This window comes from Nocardioides sp. HB32, assembly GCF_054058995.1.
The window spans coordinates 4,159,211-4,174,389 of the sequence record NZ_JBSSBS010000001.1 but is presented as its reverse complement, the minus strand read 5'-3'; the positions used below and the strand labels follow the sequence as shown (position 1 = coordinate 4,174,389).

14 protein-coding genes are annotated in these 15,179 nt (G+C 72.1%); 9 read left to right on the top strand and 5 right to left on the bottom strand.

Going from position 1 to position 15,179, the window contains the following annotated elements; translation table 11 throughout:
- Positions 1-30 precede the first annotated feature (30 nt).
- Positions 31-2,460 carry a DNA helicase PcrA gene (gene pcrA / locus ACVW2K_RS20920; RefSeq protein ID WP_036568976.1) on the top strand — a complete coding sequence of 810 codons (2,430 nt, stop codon included), beginning with the start codon at positions 31-33 and terminating at the stop codon, positions 2,458-2,460.
- 218 nt (positions 2,461-2,678) lie between these two features.
- Here the strand turns inward: pcrA and ACVW2K_RS20915 are convergent, their stop codons facing one another.
- Positions 2,679-3,668 (bottom strand): M23 family metallopeptidase, encoded by a 990-nt coding sequence (locus ACVW2K_RS20915; RefSeq protein ID WP_051548516.1) that lies wholly within the window; start codon positions 3,666-3,668, stop codon positions 2,679-2,681.
- Positions 3,669-3,852: 184 nt separating this feature from the next.
- Between ACVW2K_RS20915 and ACVW2K_RS20910 the strand changes: the two genes are divergently transcribed.
- From ACVW2K_RS20910 to sucD, 3 genes are all read left to right on the top strand, one after another.
- The gene (locus tag ACVW2K_RS20910; RefSeq protein WP_028635654.1) at positions 3,853-4,263 is read left to right on the top strand and encodes a cobalamin B12-binding domain-containing protein; all 411 of its coding nucleotides are present in this window, start codon (positions 3,853-3,855) and stop codon (positions 4,261-4,263) included.
- A 169-nt stretch (positions 4,264-4,432) separates the two neighbouring features.
- Entirely contained in the window at positions 4,433-5,599 is a 1,167-nt protein-coding gene (sucC, locus tag ACVW2K_RS20905) for an ADP-forming succinate--CoA ligase subunit beta (protein ID WP_028635655.1), read from the top strand.
- 13 nt (positions 5,600-5,612) lie between these two features.
- Complete coding sequence (gene sucD / locus ACVW2K_RS20900; RefSeq protein ID WP_028635656.1) at positions 5,613-6,494, top strand: succinate--CoA ligase subunit alpha; 882 nt, start codon at positions 5,613-5,615, stop codon at positions 6,492-6,494.
- A gap of 53 nt (positions 6,495-6,547) precedes the next feature.
- Here the strand turns inward: sucD and ACVW2K_RS20895 are convergent, their stop codons facing one another.
- From ACVW2K_RS20895 to ACVW2K_RS20880, 4 genes are all read right to left on the bottom strand, one after another.
- Complete coding sequence (locus tag ACVW2K_RS20895) at positions 6,548-6,922, bottom strand: YciI family protein (RefSeq protein WP_036569016.1); 375 nt, start codon at positions 6,920-6,922, stop codon at positions 6,548-6,550.
- A gap of 181 nt (positions 6,923-7,103) precedes the next feature.
- Positions 7,104-7,865, bottom strand: a complete 762-nt coding sequence (locus tag ACVW2K_RS20890) for a hypothetical protein (protein ID WP_457203826.1) — start codon at positions 7,863-7,865, stop codon at positions 7,104-7,106.
- Positions 7,858-8,349: an RNA polymerase sigma factor gene (locus tag ACVW2K_RS20885; protein ID WP_028635659.1), complete on the bottom strand. Its 492-nt coding sequence runs from the start codon at positions 8,347-8,349 to the stop codon at positions 7,858-7,860. Before ACVW2K_RS20885 ends, ACVW2K_RS20890 begins: the two co-directional genes overlap by 8 nt.
- A 101-nt stretch (positions 8,350-8,450) precedes the next feature.
- Complete coding sequence (locus ACVW2K_RS20880; protein ID WP_457203825.1) at positions 8,451-10,295, bottom strand: hypothetical protein; 1,845 nt, start codon at positions 10,293-10,295, stop codon at positions 8,451-8,453.
- A gap of 111 nt (positions 10,296-10,406) precedes the next feature.
- Here ACVW2K_RS20880 and ACVW2K_RS20875 point away from each other — a divergent pair, with 111 nt between their 5' ends.
- From ACVW2K_RS20875 to ACVW2K_RS20855, 5 genes are read left to right on the top strand one after another with little or no spacing between them, the layout of a single operon-like run.
- On the top strand, positions 10,407-11,669 hold the full coding sequence (locus tag ACVW2K_RS20875; protein WP_457203824.1) for a cell division protein PerM: 1,263 nt from the start codon (positions 10,407-10,409) through the stop codon (positions 11,667-11,669).
- A complete protein-coding gene (gene purN / locus ACVW2K_RS20870; RefSeq protein ID WP_457203823.1) occupies positions 11,666-12,283 on the top strand; it encodes a phosphoribosylglycinamide formyltransferase in 618 nt (205 codons plus the stop codon). Before ACVW2K_RS20875 ends, purN begins: the two co-directional genes overlap by 4 nt.
- Positions 12,280-13,854, top strand: a complete 1,575-nt coding sequence (gene purH / locus ACVW2K_RS20865; RefSeq protein ID WP_457203822.1) for a bifunctional phosphoribosylaminoimidazolecarboxamide formyltransferase/IMP cyclohydrolase — start codon at positions 12,280-12,282, stop codon at positions 13,852-13,854. The genes purN and purH overlap by 4 nt, the downstream gene beginning before the upstream one ends.
- Before the next feature lie 13 nt (positions 13,855-13,867).
- Positions 13,868-14,713 carry a bifunctional methylenetetrahydrofolate dehydrogenase/methenyltetrahydrofolate cyclohydrolase gene (locus ACVW2K_RS20860; protein ID WP_028635664.1) on the top strand — a complete coding sequence of 282 codons (846 nt, stop codon included), beginning with the start codon at positions 13,868-13,870 and terminating at the stop codon, positions 14,711-14,713.
- On the top strand, positions 14,710-15,039 hold the full coding sequence (locus tag ACVW2K_RS20855) for a DUF3017 domain-containing protein (RefSeq protein WP_051548518.1): 330 nt from the start codon (positions 14,710-14,712) through the stop codon (positions 15,037-15,039). Before ACVW2K_RS20860 ends, ACVW2K_RS20855 begins: the two co-directional genes overlap by 4 nt.
- The last annotated feature ends 140 nt before the right edge of the window (positions 15,040-15,179 follow it).

Here is a 15,179-nt window from a genome sequence, read left to right as displayed (position 1 = left end):
TCGGTGCCCCGCCGTAGGCTGGGCACCGAGATGAGCAGCCCGATACCGCTTCCCGGACTCGAGTCCGTCGCGCCCGACGAACCCCGCACCACCAGGAGCGGTCCCACCGCCGAGGAGCTCCTCGAGGGGCTCAACGAGCCGCAGCGCGCGGCCGTCGTCCACGAGGGCGCGCCGCTGCTCGTCGTGGCCGGCGCCGGCTCCGGCAAGACCCGGGTGCTGACCCGCCGGATCGCGTGGCTGATCCAGGAGCGGAAGGCCCACCCGGGCTCGATCCTGGCGATCACCTTCACCAACAAGGCGGCCGCCGAGATGAAGGAGCGGGTCGAGGAGCTGGTCGGCAAGCGCGCCCGGATCATGTGGGTCTCGACGTTCCACTCGGCCTGCGTGCGGATCCTCCGCAAGGAGGTCACTGCGTTCGACAAGGTGGGGCTGGGCTACAAGTCCAACTTCTCCATCTACGACGCGGCCGACCAGAAGCGGTTGATGACGCTGGTCTGCAACGACCTGGACCTCGACCCGCGCCGCTACCAGCCCGGAGCGCTGCTGCACTGGGTCTCGAACCAGAAGAACGAGCTGCGCGACGCCGAGGACGCGACCAAGGACGCGCGCAACCACCTCGAGGAGACGTACGCCGCGGCGTACACGACCTACCAGCGGCGCCTCCGCGAGGCGAATGCCCTGGACTTCGACGACCTGATCATGCTCACCGTGCACCTGTTCCAGCAGTTCCCGGAGGTCCGCGAGACCTACCGGCGGCGGTTCCGGCACGTGCTGGTCGACGAGTACCAGGACACCAACCACGCGCAGTACGCCTTCATCCACGAGCTGTGCGCGGACCCGCTGGAGGAGAAGGGGCTGACCGAGCCCGAGCGGGTCGAGCCGGCCGAGTTGATGGTGGTCGGTGACGCGGACCAGTCGATCTACGCGTTCCGCGGCGCGAACATCCGCAACATCCTCGACTTCGAGCAGGACTTCCCGAACGCCACCTCGATCCTGCTCGAGCAGAACTACCGCTCCACGCAGACCATCCTGACCGCCGCCAACTCCGTGATCGGGCACAACAAGGGGCGCAAGGACAAGCGGCTCTGGTCGGACGCGGGCGACGGTGAGCGGATCGTGGGGTACGTCGCGGACGACGAGCACGACGAGGCGCGGTTCGTCAGCGAGGAGATCGACAAGCTCACCGACGCGAAGGCCTACCGGCCCGGCGACGTGGCCGTCTTCTACCGGACCAACGCGCAGTCGCGAGTGTTCGAGGAGGTCTTCATCCGCCTCGGCATGCCGTACAAGGTCGTCGGCGGCGTGCGGTTCTACGAGCGGCGTGAGGTCCGCGACGCGCTGGCGTACCTGCGGATGCTGGTCAACCCCGCCGACCAGGTGTCGCTGCGGCGGATCCTGAACACCCCCAAGCGCGGCATCGGCGACCGCGCGGTGGCCTGCGTGAACGCGCTCGCCGAGCGCGACCGGATCACGTTCTGGGAGGCGCTGCGCAGGGCGGAGGACGCCCCCGGCCTCGCGACCCGGTCCCTGACCCAGATCCAGGGGTTCGTGGCGATGGTCGAGGAGCTCCAGTCGATGGTGGACGGGGGTGAGCGCCCCGACGTCGTCCTGGAGGCCACCCTCGCGCGGTCGGGCTACCTCACCTCCCTCGAGGAGAGCGACGACCCGCAGGACGAGACCCGGCTGGAGAACCTGGCCGAGCTCGTCGCGGTCGCCCGCGAGTTCGCCGACGACCCCCAGGCCGGCCCGTCCGCCGACCCCGCCGACGTCGAGGCGGGCACGGTCGCGCCCGGGCTCGGCGACTTCCTGGAGCGGGTCGCACTGGTCGCGGACGCCGACCAGATCCCCGACGACGACCCGGACCAGTCCGGCGTGGTCACGCTGATGACCCTGCACACCGCGAAGGGGCTGGAGTTCCCGGTGGTGTTCCTGACCGGGCTCGAGGACGGCGTGTTCCCGCACGCCCGCGCCCTCGGCGACCAGCCCGAGCTCGAGGAGGAGCGCCGGCTGGCGTACGTCGGGGTCACCCGCGCCCGCGAGCGCCTCTACCTCTCGCGTGCCGTCGTGCGGTCCGCCTGGGGCGCGCCGTCGCACAACCCCGGCTCCCGGTTCCTCGACGAGCTCCCCGTCGACCTCGTGGACTGGCGGCGCACCGAGGCCGCGCAGACTCGGTGGGGCCGGCCGGACCTCTCCGGCGGTCAGCGCTTCGGCGAGCCGACCGCGGCGGGCCGACGGAACTTCTCCGCGGCGGCCGTGCGCGCCGACGCCGCCGCACGGGCGAAGCCGGCCCGCGAGATCCCGAGCCTGGAGCCCGGCGACCGGGTGCTGCACGACTCCTTCGGCATGGGCACCGTGGTCGCGCTCGAGGGCGCCGCCGACAAGACCGTCGCGTCGATCGACTTCGGGTCCGAGGGCGTGAAGCGGCTGCTGCTGCGCTACGCGCCCGTGGAGAAGCTCTGACCCTCCTCGTTGGCGGATCGGGACCCGGTGAGGTGGGCCGCTCGTTGGTCGAGTAGCCGTCGTGAGGAACGAGCGACGGCGTATCGAGACCCGATGAGGTGCCGGGCCGAGGACGAGCCGCTCAACCCGACGGGTCTCGATACGCCCGCCGCGACTTCGTCCCTCAGTCGCGCCGAGCTACTCGACCACCATCGATCTGACCGGCTCCGCCGCTCAGATCACGGGTGCAGCCCGTGGACCACCAGGGCCTCGTACGGGTCGACCGGGTCGCCGGCGCCGGGCCGGACCTCGAGGTGGAGGTGCGGACCGGTGGTGTTGCCGGTGGAGCCGACGTAGCCGATCAGGTCGCCGGCGTGGACCTCCTGGCCGACGTCCACGGCGTAGGAGTTCTGGTGGCAGAACCAGAGCTCGGTGCCGTCGTCCAGGGTGATCACGGTCTTGTTGCCGTACGCGCCGTCGTACCCGACGGAGGTGACGACACCGTTCGCGACCGCGTGGATCGGGGTGCCGGTGGGCGCCGCGAAGTCCAGGCCGGTGTGGAAGTGCGACCAGAGGCCGGAGTACTCACCGAAGCCGGCGGTCAGGTGGTAGGCGCCCGGGTCGACCGGCAGCACCCACTGGTTGAGCTTGAGCTTGGCCGCCTGCTGCTCGGCCTGCTGCGCGAACTTCGCCAGCGCGGCGTCGCGCTGCTTGAGCTGGCTCTCGGCCTGGTCGACGAGCTGGGCGTCGGCAGCGTCCGCGAGGGCGTCGCGGCGCGAGTCGCGCGAGACCGTCTGGCGGTCGAGCAGGCTGACGCTGGAGACGTCGCTGGCGCCGCTGAGGGCGCTGGCCTGGCTGAACTTCGCGGCGTCGTCGCCCAGGCCGCCGCCCGCCGCCGTGAGCGCGCCGCCCGCGGAGATCGCGAGGGCCGCGACGCCGAGCAGGATCGGAGGGGAGGGCAGGCCGCGGAAGAGGGGGCCGCGCGTCGAGGAGTGGCGGCTGGCGACGCGCTTGCCGGCGGGGGTGCCGTGGGACTTCTGGCTCGGACGGGGCTGCTCGTTCTCGGTCGTGGGTGCGGCGGTGATCGCTGCGGCACGTTCGATGCGGTCGGCCTTCGCGGGCTTGTCGGCCCTGCGCTTCCCGACCGCGGTGGTCGCGGCGGCGACCGGGGTCGGGAGGTCCGAGGGACGGCGGCTGGGGCCGCGACGATCCGCTCGGTGGTTACCCATGAATATTCTCTCCGCTGCTCGGGGGTTCAGACGGCGAGGCCCGACTGTAACGGACTGATCACGGTCGTGGGGAATCGATGCGGCGCTCAGTGGGTAATTCTGGAGGTCGACCTCCGGTCGACCGACACCGCCCCCGCCCCGGGCCGAGGCGTGACCCTCCTCACGCGTCGGCTAGCCTGCGCTCATGACGAGCACCGCCCCCACGCGACGGATCCGGATCGTGGTCGGCAAGCCCGGCCTCGACGGGCATGACCGGGGCGCGAAGATCGTCGCTCGCGCGCTGCGGGACGCCGGCCACGAGGTGGTCTACACCGGCCTGCACCAGACGCCGGAGCAGATCGTCGAGACCGCGATCCAGGAGGACGCCGACCTGATCGGTCTCTCCGTGCTCTCGGGCGCGCACATGACGCTGTTCAAGAAGCTCGTCGAGCTGCTCCGCGAGCGCGACGCGTCGGACATCGTGGTGTTCGGAGGCGGGATCATCCCGGAGGAGGACATCCCGCTGCTCGAGGAGATCGGCGTCGCCAAGGTGTTCACGCCGGGCGCCCCGACCACCGAGATCACCGGCTGGGTGGCCGAGCACTTCGCCGAGTGACCGCGGGCCGAGACCTCACCGAGGGGTGCCCCACGTCACGTCGGCCCGCCCTCGTCGTACGCCCGAGGCCGGGACTAAGGTGCGACGGACACCCCTGAGCACGTCGCGGGCGCCCTGTGGAATGCCATGGGCAGCGCCCGCCCGCTCCGACTAGAGACTTGGTGGATCAGTGGATCTGATGGAGTACCAGGCGAAGGAGCTCTTCGCCAAGCACGGTGTGGTGACGACGCTCGGCGTCGTCGTCGAGACCGCCGAGGCCGCGAAGGCGGCCGCCGAGGAGATCGGCGGTGTGACCGTCGTCAAGGCGCAGGTCAAGGCCGGCGGCCGCGGCAAGGCGGGCGGCGTGAAGCTCGCCAAGACCGCCGACGAGGCGTTCGAGCACGCGTCGAACATCCTGGGCATGGAGATCAAGGGCCTCCGGGTCAACCGGGTCCTGGTCACGCCGGCGACCCCGCCGGAGGAGGAGTACTACTTCTCCTTCCTGCTCGACCGCGCGAACCGCCGGTACCTGTGCATCGCCTCCGTCGAGGGCGGCGTCGAGATCGAGGAGGTCGCCAAGACCAACCCGGACGCCGTGAAGCAGATCCCGATCGACCCCGGCGCCGGCGTCGACGAGGCGAAGGCCCGGGCGATCGCCACCGAGGCGAAGTTCCCCGAGCCCGTCTTCGAGCAGGCCGTGGCGATGATCCAGTCGCTTTACCGGGTCTTCGTCGAGGAGGACGCCACGCTGGTCGAGGTCAACCCGCTCGCGCGGCTGGCCGACGACAAGCTCGAGGCGCTGGACGGCAAGGTGTCGCTGGACGACAACGCCTCCGAGGTCCGGCACCCGGACCACGAGCAGTTCGAGATCCGCGAGGAGGCCGACCCGCTCGAGGCGAAGGCCAAGGACAAGGGCCTCAACTACGTCAAGCTCGACGGCCAGGTCGGCATCATCGGCAACGGCGCCGGGCTGGTCATGTCCACGCTCGACGTCGTCGCGTACGCCGGTGAGAAGCACGGCGGCGTGAAGCCGGCGAACTTCCTCGACATCGGCGGCGGCGCGAACGCACAGGTGATGGCCGACGGCCTCGACGTGATCCTGCACGACCCGCAGGTCAAGAGCGTGTTCGTGAACGTCTTCGGCGGCATCACGGCGTGCGACGAGGTCGCGAACGGCATCAAGGGCGCGCTGGAGATCCTCGGTGACGAGGAGAACAAGCCCCTCGTCGTACGCCTCGACGGCAACAACGTGGCGGAGGGACGCCGGATCCTCCAGGAGCTGGACCACCCGCTGGTGACCCTGGTCGACACGATGGACGGTGCGGCCGACAAGGCCGCCGAGCTCGCGAACGCGTAAGGACGAGAAGCAGATGTCTATCTACCTCAACAAGGACTCCAAGATCATCGTCCAGGGCATGACGGGCGGGATGGGCTCCAAGCACACCACCCTGATGCTCGACGCCGGCTCGAACATCGTCGGCGGCGTGAACGCGCGCAAGGCGGGCACCTCCGTCGAGCTCGGCGGCCAGGAGCTGCCGGTGTTCGGGACCGTCAAGGAGGCGATGGCCGAGACCGGCGCCGACGTGTCGGTCGTCTTCGTGCCGCCGGCGTTCACCAAGGACGCCTGCATCGAGGCCATCGACGCCGGCATCGGCCTGCTGGTGGTCATCACCGAGGGGGTGCCCGTCCAGGACACCGCCGAGGTGTGGTCCTACCTGCAGGGCAAGCAGACCCGGATGATCGGCCCGAACTGCCCCGGCATCATCACGCCCGGCGAGTCGCTGGCCGGGATCACCCCGCACACGATCGCGGGAACGGGCCCGGTCGGCCTGGTCTCGAAGTCCGGCACGCTGACCTACCAGATGATGTTCGAGCTGCGGGACCACGGCTTCTCGACCGCTATCGGCATCGGCGGCGACCCGGTCATCGGCACCACCCACATCGACGCGCTCGAGGCGTTCGAGGCGGACCCCGACACCAAGGCGATCGTGATGATCGGCGAGATCGGCGGCGACGCCGAGGAGCGTGCGGCGGCGTACATCAAGGACCACGTCACCAAGCCGGTCGTCGGCTACGTCGCCGGCTTCACCGCGCCCGAGGGCAAGACGATGGGCCACGCCGGCGCCATCGTGTCCGGCTCGTCCGGCACCGCCCAGGCGAAGAAGGAGGCCCTCGAGGCCGTCGGCGTCAAGGTCGGCAAGACGCCGTCCGAGACCGCCGAGCTGATGCGGGAGATCCTCAAGAGCCTCTGAGCTCGACACGCGAACGGCCCCGGACGGTCTCGTCCGGGGCCGTTCGCCGTCCGTCACTCGCCGGGGGCGTCCGGGCCTTCGGAGACCTGGCGCAGGGTCGCGACCATGCTGACCTCGGGCCAGTGCTTCGCGTGCAGCGCCGCGAACTCCTCCTGGTCGGCCACGGCCTCCTCCAGGGAGTCGTACTGCATCAGCGCCCAGCCGCCGACGACCTCCTTGGCCTCGGCGTACGGCCCGTCGACGCGGCTGACCTCGCCCTGACGGACCACGAAGTTCACGGCGTCCTCGGTGCCGAACAGGCCGCCCCCGTCGAGGAACACGCCCGAGGCGGCGCGTTCGCCGATGTGGGCGTCCATCGCGTCGAACAGCGCCTGCGGGGGCGTCCCGACGCCCTCTTCCATCCGCACGAATCCCATGAAACGCGGCATCTCGATCACTCCTCGTGGTTGCTGGTTCTGCTTCTCGCACGTACGTCGAACGGTCGCCGGGTTCTTCGACACCGATCTCCGGAATCTCATGCCGCCGCGGTCTGTCGCTACCGGGACATCGAGGCCGATCCTAGGACGCGCCGGGGTCTCGTTCGCCCCCAACCGCAGCCCGCGCGTGTCATCAGCAATCGCCGGGACCGAACTCGCACATCGCGGCGACGACGTCGGTCGAGCGCTCCTCGAGAAGGTCAGCGGTCTGCTGGACCACCTGCGGGTCGCCACCGCCCATGGCGTAGGTCGTGTCGACGAGGAGTGCGTTGCCGACGCGGACGACCTGGTGGACGAACATGTCGCCGGCGTCGGACATGTGGTCGGCGTACACGATCGACCCGTCGCCGATCTCCGACGGCACCACCTCTGCCGAGCGGTTCTTGCCGGTGGTCTGCGCCGCACACCCCTCGACGTTCGCGTCGAGGGCCTGGAGGGCGGCGTCGGCGTCGCGCTCGCTCGGGTAGAGCGCCAGCGTCCGGTCGGCCCCGCCCTCGGTCTCCCCGGTGTAGATGGCCTGGCGGATGTCGGTCGTGCTCCCGTCCGGGTTCCACGCCTCGCTCTCGCAGACGTCGACGGCCTGCTGCTCGTAGTCGTCCCGGGTCTTCGTGGAGGCCGGCATGCCCTCGGTGAGCGGGAAGCTCGCCGGGATCTCGTGCACCCACGTGACCGAGGGTGACGGGGACGGCGCGACCGGCGGCTCCGAGGACGTGCGGTCGTTCGCCATCACCGCGAACGGCGTGGCGATGGCCGCGATGACGGCGAGGCCGCCGACGGCGGCGATGGCGTTGTTGCGCCGGCGGATCCGGTCGCCGCGCCGGCGCACCTCTCCGGGAGGCAGCGGGGTGGTGTGGGGCATGGTGAAGCCTTCGAGCTCATCGATGGGGTCAGGCATGACTCGCTCCTTCGGTTCCGAGCAGTGCGGCGAGCGCGGTGCGGCCGCGGCTGAGCCGGGCCTTGACGGTTCCTTCGGGGACGCCCATCTCGCGGGCGACCTCCTGCACGGGCAGGTCGGCGATGTGGTGCAGCACCAGCGTCTGCCGCTGCGCCTCGGGGAGCCGCTTGAGCGCGGCGACCAGCGCCACGTGCGCCTCGCTGGGAGCGGCGGTCTCGGTGGGCAGCCCGACCGCCCGGTCCACCGGGCGGCGGCTGCGGACGGTACGCCGCCAGCGGCTGACAGCCAGCCGGTACGCCGTGGTGCGCACCCAGGCCTCGGGGTGCTCCGCCCGGTCCAGCTTCCTGCGGTGTGCCCAGGCCCTGGCGAACGCCTCCTGGACGCACTCCTGCGCCTCGTCGCGGTTGCCGATCATGGCGTACACCTGTGCCGTGACCCGCTGGAACGACGCGGAGTAGAAGTCGTCGAACTCGCGTTCGTCCATCGACCCGTCCCGTCTCGTGTGCGACTCAGCGGGGCGCTGAGTCGGGAGGGATACGCCTCACCCGCGCACACGGTTGCACGGCAACCGGGGGAATTTCCGGACTAGCCCTTCGGCGGCGGCATCGCGTCGAGCCGCGCCAGCGCGCGATCCACGATGGCGACGAACGCGCCGGGGGCGAAGCCGACCTTGGGGGCGGGGACGAAGCCGACCTGGGCGATCGAGGTGCCGTCCCGGGCGACGCCCATCAGGTACTCGACGGTCTGGTGGTCGCTGATCTCGGTGCTCACGTGCCAGACGGAGACGTCGCGACCCTTCTCCTCGACCTTCCTGACCGGGGTGACCTCGGTGCCCATCTGCTTGTCCGAGCACTTCGCGAGGTCGGCGCGGATGGCGTCGACGAACGCCGCAGCCATCTTGGCCGGCAGCGATCCGACGGTCTCGGTGAGCCCGAACTGGTCGGGGAGGTCTGCGCCCGGCACCAGGAACGTGCGGGTGACGTTGTTGGACGTCCCGCTGAAGTCCGTCTGGTCGCACCCGGTGGAGGCGGCGTTCGACCTCGCCTGCCGCGGCTCGGTGCCGACCCACGGGCGGTCGACACCGGTCACTGGCGGCAGGTCGACCTCGGCGAGCATCGCCGGCACCGGCGCTGCGGGCACGGGCGCGGCATCGCGGACGACCGGGTCGAAGGCACAGGAGCCGGCGTCCTGGAGGTTGCAGAGGCCCGACACCGCGTCCGCCAGCAGCCGGGCGGAGTGCTGGAGCGACGGCTGCTCGCCGACCGGCGTCCGGGTGAGGGTGGTCGTGGTGAGCTCGCCGGTGCGGGCGACGCCCGCGACCAGGCTCGACCCGGCCCCGTCCCAGGTGCGGAGCACGAGCAGCATCGCGTCGTCGCCGACCCCGCCGACGGTGTGCGTGCCGACCAGCTGGGCCCGGTCGTCGTGGCAGCCGGCGAACCAGCCGAGCGCGGTGGCGTACCCGCGGTTCGCCGCCTTCTCGGACGCCGAGGCCTGGACGGTCTGCACGGCGGTCGGGGCGGGCGCCGCCTTCGGCGCCTTCATCGGGTCGAAGGTCCGGACCAGGGCGGCCGTGCCGCGCGGGTCGGCGTACCGCTGGCCCTGGCACGGCATCACGATGCCGCTGCCGGCGCTGTTGTCGTCGGTCCTCGTCAGTGTCCAGGTCCTGCCCGGCGTCGCTTTGGAGACCTGCTCGGGGACGAGCAGCGCCTCCTCCGGCAGGTCCGCCGGCTCCGGGGTCGGCTGGGCCGCCTTGCTGTGCGGCTGGCCGGCCTCGACCCGCTCTCCGGTCAGCGTCGGCCGGACGCCGGCGGCGTCGCTCACGAGGGTTCCGGTGACGACCAGGGCCGCCACCGTGGCCACGGTGCCGATCACGGTGTGCGTACGACGACGGGTGGCGCCCGCGCGGCGGATGATCGTGGCGCGCGGCCAGCGGCCGGCGCCGACCACGTGGGCGCGGACCGGCTCGAACACCGACCGCAGCCCGGTCGTGGGGACGTCACGGGCGAGGGCGAACTGCGAGGCCGCCGTCTGCAGCGCGCGCTCCGCGTCGGTGCGGGGGAGGCCCGCCTCGCGTGCGATCTCGGCCATCGAGGCGGTGGACAGCTCGGTGAGCAGCAGCACCCGACGCTGGGCCAGGGGGAGCTTCCCGAGCGCGTCCAGGGTGGCCTTCACCTCGGGGTCGAGGCCCTTCTCGCGGTGCCAGAGCTTGGCGGTGTGCCGGCGCTGTGCGTGGGCGCACGCCCGCACCCGGGTCCACGCCTCGGGGTCCTCGAGCTTCGAGACCTTGCGCCAGTGGTGCCACGCGACGACGAAGGCGTCCCGCACGGCGGCGCGCGAGGACGGGAGGTCGCCGGTCAGGCAGTACGTCAGCACGAGCAGGCGGTCGCGGACGTCCTGGTAGAACTGGTCGAACTCGTCGGGGTCCTTCATGGCGCCGTCCACGGTAACCGAGCGTCGACGCTCCGCCCGAAATGACGGTCGGGGGCCGAAACGGCGTGGGAGCCCCGATCGCCGCCTGGCGGCGGTGAAGATGACAGGGTCATGACTTCGCTGCTCCCGGGATCCGCCTCCGCCGTCGCGGAGGACCGGTACGACGCGCGCCACCGCCGTCCGCTCGTGCCCGTCGCCGTGCTCGGCGGCGGCGCGGCGGCGCTGGCGACGCTCCTGGTCTGCCTGGCGCTCGGGGTCGTGGGCTGGTTCCTGGCCGATGCCGGCGCACACGGGACTCCGCGCGACGGGCTCCGCGTGGGGGCGCTCGGCTGGCTGCTGGCCCACGGCTCCGGCATCCGCGTGAACGGCGTCGCGGTGACCGTGGTCCCCCTCGGGCTCACCGCGCTGGCGGCCTGGTCGGTCTGGCGCCTCGGCCACCGGGTCGGGGACTCGGTCTCCGGGCACGGCCCCGACGCTCAGCGGATCGCGGACGGCGAGCGCGACTGGACCGTCCCCGCCGCGACGCTGGCGTTCACCGCCGGGTACGTCGCCGTGGCGTTGGTCACGCTCCGGCTGGCCGCCACGCCCGAGACCGCGCCGTCCCTGTCCCGGGTCCTGCTGTGGTCGCTGCTGCTGTGCCTCACCTTCGGGCTCGGCGCCATCGCGGTCGGATCCGGACGCGCCGCCATCTGGGCCGCCCTGCTCCCGCCGTCGGCGCGGGCGGCGGGGGCCACCTGCCTGCGGGTGCTCGGCGGCTACCTCGCGGTCGCCGCGATCGCGTTCGTCGCGGCCCTGGTCGTCGACTTCGGTACGGCCGTGAACGTGATGTCCAGGCTCCACACCGACGCCGGCGACGCGACCGTCTACACCGCGCTGAGCGCGACGGTCCTGCCGAACTCCGCGCTGTTCTCCGCGAGCTACCTGCTCGGGCCGGGCTTCGCGGTCGGCGCCGGCACGCTGGTCTCGCCGACGCTGGTGCAGGTCGGCGCGCTGCCGATGTTCCCGCTGCTGGCCGCGCTGCCCGACAACGGGCCCACGCCGGCCTGGACGGCGTACCTCATCGGGCTCGCTCCGGTCGTGGCCGCACTCGCAGCGGCCCGGTCGCAGCGGCGCAACCCGACGCTGCGCTGGGACGAGGGTGCGCTGCGCGGCTGTGCGGGCGGTGTGCTGGCCGGGCTGCTGCTCGGCCTCCTGGCGGCGGTGTCCGGGGGTGCGGTCGGCCCGGGCCGGATGCGCGTGGTGGGACCGGAGGCCTTCGACGTGCTGGTGCACGCGATCACGGCGTTCGGGATCGGCGGCCTGGCCGGCGGCGTGCTCATGACGTGGTGGCAGCGACGCGCCGCCAGGAGGGCATCTCTAGACTCCCTCGCGTGACCCCCCGCCCCGCCCGTCTCGTCGTGCTGGTGTCGGGCTCGGGCACCAACCTCCAGGCGCTGCTCGACGCGTGCGAGGACGCGTCGTACGGCGCCCGCGTGGTCGCCGTCGGGGCGGACCGGGACGGCATCGAGGGCCTGGCCCGGGCGGAGCGGGCCGGCGTCCCGACGTTCGTCAAGCAGGTCGGGCAGTTCACCAGCCGTGAGCACTGGGACCGGGCGCTCGCCGACACGGTCGCCGGCTTCGAGCCCGACCTCGTGGTGCTCGCCGGCTTCATGAGGCTCGTGGGGCAGGAGTTCCTCACCCGGTTCGACGGCGGGGTCGTCAACACGCACCCGGCGCTGTCGCCGTCGTTCCCCGGCATGCGCGGCCCCGCCGACGCGCTCGCCTACGGGGTCAAGGTGACGGGCTGCACTCTCTTCGTCGTCGACGCCGGGGTCGACACCGGCCCGATCGTCGCGCAGCAGGCGGTCGCCGTCGAGGACGACGACACCGTCGAGACGCTGCACGAGCGGATCAAGGTCGCCGAGCGCGGGATGCTCGTCGACGCGGTGGGCCGGATGGCCCGCGACGGATTCACCATCAACCACAGAAAGGTCCGGTTCGGACGATGACCACTCTCGACCAGGTCCCGATCAAGCGCGCGCTCGTCTCCGTCTACGACAAGTCCGGGCTCGAGGAGCTGGTCCGGGGGCTGCACGAGGCGGGGGTCGCGCTGGTCTCGACCGGGGGCTCGGCGACGCTGATCGAGGGCCTCGGCGTCCCCGTCACGAAGGTCGAGGACCTGACCGGCTTCCCCGAGTGCCTCGACGGCCGGGTGAAGACCCTGCACCCGAAGGTCCACGCCGGGATCCTCGCCGACCGCCGCCTCGACTCCCACGTGGAGCAGCTCGCCGAGCTGGGCGTCGAGCCGTTCGACCTCGTGGTCTCGAACCTCTACCCGTTCGTCCAGACCGTGAACTCCGGTGCCACCCCCGACGAGTGCGTCGAGCAGATCGACATCGGCGGCCCCTCGATGGTCCGCGCGGCCGCCAAGAACCACCCCTCGGTCGCGATCGTCACCTCCCCGGCGCGGTACGCCGAGGTCCTGGAGGCGGTCGCCGCCGGTGGCTTCACGCTGGCGCAGCGGCAGCGGCTCGCCGCGGAGGCGTTCACGCACACCGCGTCGTACGACGTGGCCGTGGCGTCGTGGATGGGCAACGTCCTCACCGACACCGGCGACGGCACCGGCTTCCCGGCGTGGACCGGTGCCACCTGGGAGAGGGCCGCGGTGCTGCGGTACGGCGAGAACCCGCACCAGCCGGCCGCGCTCTACCGGGCTCAGTCGTCGCCGGGCAGCGGCGGGCTGGCCGCCGCGGAGCAGCTGCACGGCAAGGAGATGTCCTACAACAACTTCGTCGACACCGACGCCGCGCGCCGGGCCGCGAACGACTTCGCCGAGCCCGCCGTCGCGATCATCAAGCACGCCAACCCGTGCGGCATCGCCATCGGCGCGGACGTCGCCGAGGCGCACCGGCGGGCGCACGCGTGCGACCCGGTGTCGGCGTTCGGCGGCGTGATCGCCGTGAACCGCCCGGTGTCGGTGGCGATGGCCCAGCAGGTGGCCGAGGTCTTCACCGAGGTGATCGTCGCCCCGGCCTACGACGAGGGCGCGGTCGAGGTCCTCCAGGGCAAGAAGAACATCCGGATCCTGGTCTGCCCGGTCGACGAGCACCCGGATCCCGTGGAGTTCCGGGGGATCAGCGGAGGGGTGCTGATGCAGCGCGTCGACCACGTCGACGCCGAGGGCGACGACCCGTCCACCTGGACGCTGGCGAGCGGCGAAGCCGCCTCGCCCGAGCTGCTCGCCGACCTCGCGTTCGCGTGGAGGGCCTGCCGCTATGTGAAGTCGAACGCGATCCTGCTCGCGAAGGACGGCGCCTCGGTCGGCGTCGGCATGGGCCAGGTGAACCGCGTCGACTCGTGCCGGCTCGCCGTCGAGCGGGCGGGGCAGCGGGCCGCGGGCTCGGTCGCCGCGTCGGACGCGTTCTTCCCCTTCGAGGACGGCCCGCAGGTGCTCATCGACGGTGGCGTGGCCGCGATCGTGCAGCCCGGCGGCTCCGTGCGCGACGAGCTGACCATCGAGGCCTGCAAGGCCGCCGGCGTCACGATGTACTTCACCGGCACCCGGCACTTCGCGCACTGAGAGGATCGGCATCGTGACTGCACAGAAGCTGGACGGCACCGCCACGCTGAAGGCGATCAAGGCGGACCTGACCGAGCGGGTGGCGAAGCTGCGCGAGCAGGGCGTCGTGCCCGGGCTGGGGACCGTGCTGGTCGGCGACGACCCGGGGTCGCAGTGGTACGTCGCCGCCAAGCACCGCGACTGCGCCGAGATCGGCATCGCCTCGATCCGCGTCGACCTGCCGGCGACGGCCACCCAGGCCGAGGTGGAGTCGGAGATCGACCGGCTGAACGCCGACCCCGCCTGCACCGGCTTCATCGTGCAGCAGCCGACCGGGCTCGACGAGTTCCGGCTGCTGTCCCGCGTCGACCCCGACAAGGACGTCGACGGCCTGCACCCGACCAACCTCGGCAAGCTGGTGCTCGGCGAGTCCGGCCCGTTGCCCTGCACGCCGATCGGCTGCATCGAGCTGCTGCGCCGGTACGGGGTCGAGCTGAACGGCGCGGAGGTGGTGGTGATCGGCCGCGGCATCACCGTCGGCCGGCCGATGGGCCTGCTGCTCACCCGGCGCAGCGAGAACTCCACCGTCACGCTCTGCCACACCGGCACCCGCGACCTCGCCGCGCACACCCGCGCCGCCGACGTCATCGTCGCCGCCGCGGGAGTGCCGGGCATCGTCCGGGGCGACATGGTCAAGCCGGGCGCCGCCGTACTGGACGTGGGCGTGTCCCGCGTGGACGGCAAGATCGCCGGCGACGTGGCCGCGGACGTCTGGGACGTCGCGGCCTGGGTGTCGCCGAACCCCGGCGGCGTCGGTCCGATGACCCGCGCGATGCTGCTCTCGAACATCGTCTCCGCGGCCGAGCAGTCGGTGGCGTGACCGAGGAGGAGCCGGAGCCGATCCCGGACGGACCGGTCGAGGAGGAAGGGCGTCGCTACCCGTCGACGATCGGGGGCGCGTTCTACCTCGTCGTGCTCGCCGTCGTGGCCATCTCGATCGGGATCGTCACGACCGGCGACTGGCGTCTCGGCGTGCGCTGGTTCGGCGGCGCGCTGATCTTCGCCGCCCTGGTGCGTGCGGTGCTGCCGGCCAAGGACGCCGGCATGCTCGCCGTCCGCCGGAGATGGTGGGACTGCCTGCTGCTGGCCGGGACCGGCGTGGCGCTGATCCTGCTCGCCGGCTCGATCCCCGACCAGCCCCTGTAGGGCGACGTATCAGCCGTTCGTCGGTCGAGTAGCCGCCGCGAGGTACGAGCGGCGGTGTATCGAGACCTCTCGGCCGCTGTGGTCTCGATACGCCGGTCGCGAGCTCGTTCCTCGCTCGCGCTGCTACTCGACCTGGCTGC